Source organism: Enterococcus sp. MSG3299, assembly GCF_050555765.1.
GTDB lineage: Bacteria > Bacillota > Bacilli > Lactobacillales > Enterococcaceae > Enterococcus > Enterococcus faecalis.
Map to the genome: position 1 here is coordinate 2,307,500 of NZ_CP187869.1, position 7,501 is coordinate 2,315,000.

The window sequence follows — 7,501 nt, forward strand, 5'->3', positions numbered from 1 at the left end:
CGTTTATCCGTGCATGACTAAGCCGCCATCAACATTCACGACTTGCCCAGTAATATAGGGACTTTTAGCTAAGAATATCGCTGTAGCTGCGACATCTTCGACTTGCCCAAACGTTTGTAAGGGAATTTGCGCATTCATTTGTGTTTTAACTTTTTCCGATAAAACATCCGTCATTTCTGTTTGGATAAACCCCGGTGCAATCGCATTGCAGGTAATACCGCGCGGCGCAACTTCTCGTGCCACCGATTTAGTAAAACCAACGACACCGGCTTTACTCGCAGCGTAGTTTGCTTGACCAACATTTCCCATTAAACCAGAAACGCTAGCCATATTAATAATCCGACCACTTCGTTGTTTCATCATACGTTTAACCGCTTGCTGGGTCATGTTAAAAGTTCCTACCAAGTTAATATCTAAACAGGCATTAAAATCCTCTTTTGTCATTCGTAATAATAATTTATCATTCGTAATCCCAGCGTTATTCACCAGAATATCAATCGAGCCTAATTGGTCAACGGTTGCTTGAATCATCTCACCTGCTGCATCAAAATCGGAAATATCTCCAGAAAGGCCAATACATTTTACCCCAAAGGCTTCAATTTCTTGTCGTTGTTCTGGCGTAATCTCACTCCGACCGTTTAAAACAATATTGGCGCCCTCTTTCGCAAAAGCCAACGCAACTGCTTTGCCAATCCCGCGAGTGCTTCCAGTAATAAATACGTTTTTCCCTGTTAATTCCATTTTTTACCTCCCAGTAAGTGCTGTTAACGTTTCTGTTAATGTTGCAACATCTTCCACACGGTGCATTTCAATTGTTTTGTCAATTTTTTTAACAAAACCAGTTAATGTTTTCCCTGGACCAACTTCAATCATCGTTCCCACGTTCATAGCCTTCATCGTTTCGATACTGTCTTCAAAACGTACCGCAGACATGACTTGCTTTTCCAATAACGCTTGAATTGCCTCTTGGGGCATAATTTCGGCAGTCGTATTACTAATGACAGGAATTTGCATCGTTTGAAAGTTCAATTTTGCTAAATCCTGAGCCAATTTTTTTGATGCTGGTTGTAACAGTGCCGTATGGAAAGGGCCACTCACATTTAACGGAATCATTCGCTTCACACCAGCTTCTTTGAGAAGTGTCATCGCTTGATCAACAGCAGCAACCTCACCACCAATCACGATTTGTTGTGGTGTATTATAATTTGCTGGAGCCACAATTCCGAAAGCACTGGCTTCTTGGCAGGCTTTCTCAATTACTTCACGCTCAGCATTCATGACAGCAACCATTTTGCCAGTTCCTTGTGGTGCTGCTTCTGTCATGTACTGACCGCGCTTTTGGACCAAGGCCACTGCTTCTGAAAAGCGCAAAGCCCCGCTGGCAACCAAAGCGCTATATTCCCCTAAGCTTAAACCCGCTACGACATCAGGCGTTAGTCCTTTTTGTTGCAAAAGACGGTAAAATGCGACACTGACTGTTAAAATAGCAGGTTGCGTATATTCTGTTTCATTTAAACGTTCATTTTCAGTAAAACAAAGTTCTGCCATCTCATAACCTAAGATATGACTTGCTTCATCGAAGGTTTCCCGAACAATCGTTTCTTGGTGATATAATTCTTCACCCATCCCTTGATACTGGGCTCCTTGTCCACTAAATAAAATCGCTGTTTTCATACGACACCTCATTTTTTGTTAAAATTATTCACTTAGCCCCAACGCTGATTCATCTTATGTACAATCGCTTTGCATTCAGACATGAGTGAATCAATGATTTCTTGGGCTGTTTCTTCTTTTTTTATTAATCCAGCAATTTGTCCCGCCATGACGGAACCGTAATCCATATCCCCGTCAACGACAGCTTTGCGCAAAGCGCCCTGACCAATTTTTTCAAACATTTCTAAATCAGGCACTTCTTTTTGGAGTTCTTGCTTTTCTAATTGATTATATTGAGCGGTTAATTTATTTTTTAAAGTACGCACTGGATGGCCAAAATGTTGACAGGTAATTACTGCATCTAAATCACGTGCCTTTAAAACTTTCTGTTTATAATCTGGATGAACGTTGCATTCTTTGGCAATTAAAAAGCGTGTACCTAGCTGGACTGCTTCAGCACCTAACATAAAGGCCGCAGCCATACCACGACCATCACCAATCCCACCTGCTGCAATCACAGGAATTGACACGGCGTCAACGATTTGCGGTAAGCCACTCATAGTGGTTAATTTGCCAATATGTCCACCAGCTTCCATTCCTTCAAAAATGACAGCATCGGCACCAATTTTTTCCATTCTTTTTGCTAAAGCAACAGAAGGAACTACTGGGATTACTTTAATGTTATGTTCTTTAAAACGAGCCATGTATTTGGCTGGATTGCCCGCACCTGTCGTTACGACAGGAACCTGTTCTTCACAAACCAAATCGACAATTTCATCGGCAAAAGGTGAAAGTAACATGATATTGACACCAAAGGGTTGCTCCGTTAATTCTTTAACTTTTTTAATTTCTTTTTTTACGACTTCTTTTGGGGCATTGCCGCCAGCAATAATCCCTAATCCACCAGCGTTTGACACGGCACTTGCTAATGAAGCATCGGCTACCCAAGCCATACCGCCTTGAAAAATGGGATAATTGATTCCAAGCAACTCACATAACTGTTGATTCATTGATTTTATACGTCCTTTAGTTCTAAGATAAGTACACTTCATTCAAGTAAAAAAGGATTTTTCCGGCTTATTTACTTGTTTTTTTAGGGACTGGGTCATTTAGCAATTAAATGTCCCAGCCCCCTATTTTCATGTATTAGTTTGCTTGTTGTTTTTCTACATATGTTACTAAATCTTGAACGGTTTGGATGCCATCTTCTGTTTCGATTTTCACATCAAATTCATCTTCGATTTCGTTAATGATTTGGAATAAATCTAAGCTATCCGCATCTAATTCTTCTTGAATGTTTGTAGTTAATTGTACCTCTTCAGCATCTTTTCCTAATTCTTCTACGATAATTGCTTGAATTTTTTCAAATACCATGTGTATATTCCTCCAAAATAGTCATTTTCTTCATTTATATGTGAACAGTTTTTTACAGCGTTAGGAGCAGTGAGCCCCATGTTAAGCCGCCGCCAAATCCTGTTAGCACCACGCGTTGTTGGGAACCTAAAATTAAGGTCCCATTTTCAACTGCTTCATCCAACAAAATAGGAATGCTAGCAGCTGAGGTATTGCCATATTTATCCATATTCGTTAAAAACTTCTCGCGGGAAATCTTCGTCTTACGTGCAATTTTATCGATAATGCGCACATTTGCTTGATGTAGTAGAAGATAATCCACGGTTTCGTCCGTCACGAGGGATAAAATATTTTGTGAAACATCTTTAATCGCAAAATCAAAAATACTACGTCCTTCCATCTGTAGCGTCTTACTAGCCTGCTCATGCCCCTGATAAAAAGGACTTTCGTTGATCGTGTAGCCTGACGTTAAAGCCGCCCACCGTTGTCCATCTGCTTGTAACTTTTCATCTAGAAAATGCGGTGTCTCAGCCGCTTCAATCAAGACGCCGGCAGCCCCATCACCGAAAAGCACCGCTGTGGAACGATCGGTCCAATCCAACATTTTGGAAAATGTTTCGCCACCAATTACTAGACCTGTTTGATAACGACCACTTAAGACTAGTTTTTCTGCCATGCTTAAGGCATAGACAAAACCAGAACACGCTGCACTGATGTCAAAAGCAAAGGCCTCAGTAGCGCCAATTGCGCCTTGCACTTGGCAAGCAACAGAAGGCATATTGAAATCTGGTGTCACTGTTGCAACTAAAATAAAGTCAATCTCACTTGCTTGCTTTCCAGATTTTTCCAATAACTGTTTTGCGACTTGATGACATAAATCAGACGTATTTTCTTGCGTAACGATGCGACGTTCACTAATGCCTGTTCGCGAATGTATCCATTCATCAGAGGTATCCATCATTTCACTCAGTTGGTGATTCGTGACACAATTCTCTGGAACATAACGGCTTGTACAACTAATTCGTGCATAATTCTTCATGGGGATCCTCACTTTTTATTTGTATTCTTGCAAGAAATCATGAAGATTTTTTAGTGCTCTTAACAGCGCTTGTTCTTCTTCTTGCTCCATGCCTTTCAAAATGTTTTTAACCATTTCACGATGAAAATGCTGATGGACTCTAAAAAGTAATTTTCCTTTTTTAGTTAAGCCAAGCTTTACTACACGTCGATCATCTTCACTACGCAAACGTTCAACATAGCCTTTTTTAACTAAGTTGTTAATCGCTACAGTAAGTGTTCCGACGGTAATTGACAGTTCCTTAGCTACTTCTGAAGACGTTTTTTTCTTGTACATACCAATTGCTTCGATTGTGTGCATCTCCGTAATGGATAAATCATTAAATTGTGATTTTTTCAATTCAGATTCTTCAATCGTTAAGATGTCATTAAAGACACTGACTAAGTAATCGTTGACTGTTTCTAAATTAGGTTCCATTCTGTGCACCATCCATATACTTTGATTATCAAAACATTTGATGTTCAAACTATATCGTAAATAAGCAAAGAATGCAAGAGAATTTTCTATATTTTTAATGAAATATTCTTCAAACATTTCAAAAAAGGCGCATTTTCAAGGGACGAGGCTTTTAAAAAAAGGATCAATTACTTTGATACCCAAACTATTTTCACAGAAAAAGGAAAGAAGTGCAACTAAAAAGCATCACTGGCACTCCCCTGATTGAGAAGTGCCAGTGATTTTTGTTATATAATTCTTAAACTCCCACTAAGCTATTGCTACAACTTGACTGGATAATACGAGAAGAGAGTGAACCAGAAGCTTTGGTGCTTCTACTCCACTCCCTTATTAAAATGTAGGACGATTAATTATTGAATTAAGTCGTAAATTTCCATTGCTACAATATCGATGTTATCGAATTGATAGCTTTGGTGCGTATCAGATTCTGTTAATTCAAATGTTTCTGTTGATTTATCAAAACTTACAATACATTTCTCTACGCCTTCACGTTCAAAGCGGCGTACTTGTACTTCATTATCTGCTGCTTCGATCATTGCTTCCAGTCTCTTAATAATCGCCACAAGTTGTGAATGTTTCATCAGTGGGCCTCCTTTTGCAAACTAGTTCTGTACCATTGTAACAAAACATTGCCTAACTTGCATGATTTTTCGTCATTTTTTTTGATTTTTTTGTTGTTCTTTAATTTTTATTCGTTGGTTGCTTGCCATCTGTCCACCAAAGCTTAATTAAGGCCTGTGTGCCATCATTTTCAAACCCTTTATCTGCAAGGCTTTCATATAATTCTGTCGCTTTTTGCGTCGCTGGCAATGGAAGGTCAAGTTTTTTTGCTTCATCTAACGCAATCTTTAAATCTTTGATAAAATGTTTAACAAAAAAGCCTGGCGTATAATCTTCTTTTAAAATACGCGGTCCATAATTACTTAATGACCAGTTCGCAGCACTACCACCACCGACTGTTTCCAGAACTTTTTCTAAAGTTAATCCTGTCGCATTTGCATAAACGAGCATTTCAGTCAAACCGGTCATTGTGCCTGCAATCATTAACTGATTCGCCATCTTAGTATGTTGCCCTTTTCCAGCTGAGCCGTGTAGCATAAACGTTTTACCAAATGTTTTGAAAATTGGTAAGACGGTGTCATAACTTTCTTGATCGCCACCAACCATAATTGTTAAAGTACCATTTTTAGCACCTAAGTCACCACCAGAAACTGGCGCATCCAACGCATTAGCACCCACTTCTGCTGCTTTTTTGGCAATCTTTTCAGCCAAGGTCGGCGTACTTGTGGTTAAATCTACTACTATTTTACCTGTAAGATCTGCTTGAAAAATCCCTGTTTCATTAAAATACACGCCTTCAACATCTGAAGGAAAGCCAACCATTGTAAAAATGATATCACTCGCTTCCGCAATTGCTTTTGGCGTATCATACCAAACTGCTCCTTCAGCAACTAAATCATCTGTTTTACTTTTTGTTCGATTATAAACATTGACAGATAAATTGTTTTTCATCATATTACGAATAATTGATTTCCCCATGACACCCGTTCCAATAAAGCCGATTTTAGACATAGTAGCTTCCTCCGTTCTTAAAATAAAAAACTTTCCTCCTTCAGTATAAACGAAGGAGGAAAGTTTTGCAGTTTATTTTCTTAAAGATGTAAATTTTACTTTAATTTTTTTAATTGAGTCCGCATTTTCTTTTTCCATTTGAAGTTGATCAAAGTAAATCAATGTATCTTGATAAAATTCAATCATTTTGTTGCCAAAGTTTGTAGAAGAAATTTCAAATAATTTTTCATCTAAAATAGTTTGGTCCATTTTAATATTTGCTTGTATATAGTCAATCAATGTTGGGGCAAAATCACTGTCTGTCTTAAAAGTTTTGCCTAAGCTTTCATGATCAAATAAATTATTTAAATAGGCGTTCCCTTCTGCAACACATTGAACGCCAGCAGCCATTGCTTCTGTATAAGTTAAGCCTTGTGTTTCCGACGTTGAGGCGCTGACAAAATAGTCAGCAGCTTTATAATAAATCGCGACTTCTTCATTTGGCACTTCACCCGTAAATTGAACGTATTCACTGACTTCTAGTTCTTCTGCTAATTCTTTTAAATCCTCTAAATAGGGACCATTTCCAACTATTACTAAACGAGTTTGTGGTAATTTTTCAATAATTTGTGGTAATCCTTGAATAATTGCTTGAATATTTTTTTCATAAGAAATTCGACTTAACGATAACAACATAATCTGTTGCTCTTCAATACCTAGTTGTTGACGCATTCCAGCGATCATTTCTTCAGTAATATCGGGACGTAAAAACTTATCAATTTCGATCCCTGTTGGAATAATTCTCATTGGTGCGGTCACTCCATAATCCCGTAATTTTTCAATTACACGTTCACTGGGACAAACAACACCTGTCGTATGATTTGTAAACACTCTTGAAAAGAATTTAACATGTGATGGACGGACAACTTTTCCTTTAGCAATATAATGTAAGTAATCTTCATACATCGTATGATACGTATGGATGACAGGAATTTTCATTTTTTTCCCAACCATTTTCCCTAAAATACCCGCACCAAATTCAGTATGTGTATGAATTAAATCTAATTCCAATTCTTTGGCAATTAAATAGGCGTACCACATGCCGCGAACCACTACTCGGCGATCTTTAAAAGATACGAATGGCACACTAGGCATTCGTATGACATCTTCTTCAAAATCAGTCGCGTTAGGATCGGTTGTCGTAAAAATATACACTTCATGGCCGTGCTTTTCTAATTCATCTTTTAAGGTCTTAATAGAAGTCGCTACCCCACTCACTTGCGGGAAATACGTATCAGTAAAAAAACCAATTTTCACTCTCATTACCTCCATTTCATCTAACAATAACTGCCTTCAATATTTGTTAAGATAAGACTGTCTCGTAGACTTCTTTTAACTCGTAACCAATTT

10 protein-coding genes (1 of these 10 only partly in view) are annotated in these 7,501 nt (G+C 38.3%); all 10 read right to left on the reverse strand.

What is annotated here, in order from left to right:
- Positions 1–3 precede the first annotated feature (3 nt).
- Complete coding sequence (gene fabG / locus IGL23_RS11300) at positions 4–741, reverse strand: 3-oxoacyl-[acyl-carrier-protein] reductase (protein WP_002356283.1); 738 nt, start codon at positions 739–741, stop codon at positions 4–6.
- Positions 742–744: 3 nt separating this feature from the next.
- Positions 745–1,674, reverse strand: a complete 930-nt coding sequence (gene fabD / locus IGL23_RS11305) for an ACP S-malonyltransferase (RefSeq protein ID WP_002413622.1) — start codon at positions 1,672–1,674, stop codon at positions 745–747.
- Between the two features lie 32 nt (positions 1,675–1,706).
- Positions 1,707–2,663, reverse strand: a complete 957-nt coding sequence (gene fabK, locus IGL23_RS11310; RefSeq protein WP_002356279.1) for an enoyl-[acyl-carrier-protein] reductase FabK — start codon at positions 2,661–2,663, stop codon at positions 1,707–1,709.
- 136 nt (positions 2,664–2,799) lie between these two features.
- Entirely contained in the window at positions 2,800–3,027 is a 228-nt protein-coding gene (locus IGL23_RS11315; RefSeq protein WP_002356278.1) for an acyl carrier protein, read from the reverse strand.
- Between the two features lie 52 nt (positions 3,028–3,079).
- Positions 3,080–4,045 carry a beta-ketoacyl-ACP synthase III gene (locus IGL23_RS11320; protein WP_002362374.1) on the reverse strand — a complete coding sequence of 322 codons (966 nt, stop codon included), beginning with the start codon at positions 4,043–4,045 and terminating at the stop codon, positions 3,080–3,082.
- Between the two features lie 15 nt (positions 4,046–4,060).
- Entirely contained in the window at positions 4,061–4,501 is a 441-nt protein-coding gene (gene fabT, locus IGL23_RS11325) for a fatty acid biosynthesis transcriptional regulator FabT (RefSeq protein ID WP_002362455.1), read from the reverse strand.
- Between the two features lie 389 nt (positions 4,502–4,890).
- Positions 4,891–5,121 (reverse strand): YkuJ family protein, encoded by a 231-nt coding sequence (locus IGL23_RS11330; protein ID WP_002379802.1) that lies wholly within the window; start codon positions 5,119–5,121, stop codon positions 4,891–4,893.
- A gap of 100 nt (positions 5,122–5,221) precedes the next feature.
- Positions 5,222–6,112 (reverse strand): NAD(P)-dependent oxidoreductase, encoded by an 891-nt coding sequence (locus tag IGL23_RS11335; RefSeq protein WP_033595549.1) that lies wholly within the window; start codon positions 6,110–6,112, stop codon positions 5,222–5,224.
- A gap of 72 nt (positions 6,113–6,184) precedes the next feature.
- On the reverse strand, positions 6,185–7,408 hold the full coding sequence (bgsB, locus tag IGL23_RS11340; RefSeq protein ID WP_002389260.1) for a cell wall glycolipid biosynthesis glucosyltransferase BgsB: 1,224 nt from the start codon (positions 7,406–7,408) through the stop codon (positions 6,185–6,187).
- A 46-nt stretch (positions 7,409–7,454) separates the two neighbouring features.
- Positions 7,455–7,501: the 3' portion of a cell wall glycolipid biosynthesis glucosyltransferase BgsA gene (gene bgsA / locus IGL23_RS11345; protein ID WP_033595551.1), read on the reverse strand. It continues 958 nt past the right edge of the window; only the last 47 of its 1,005 coding nucleotides appear in the window; the start codon falls outside the window, past its right edge; its stop codon occupies positions 7,455–7,457.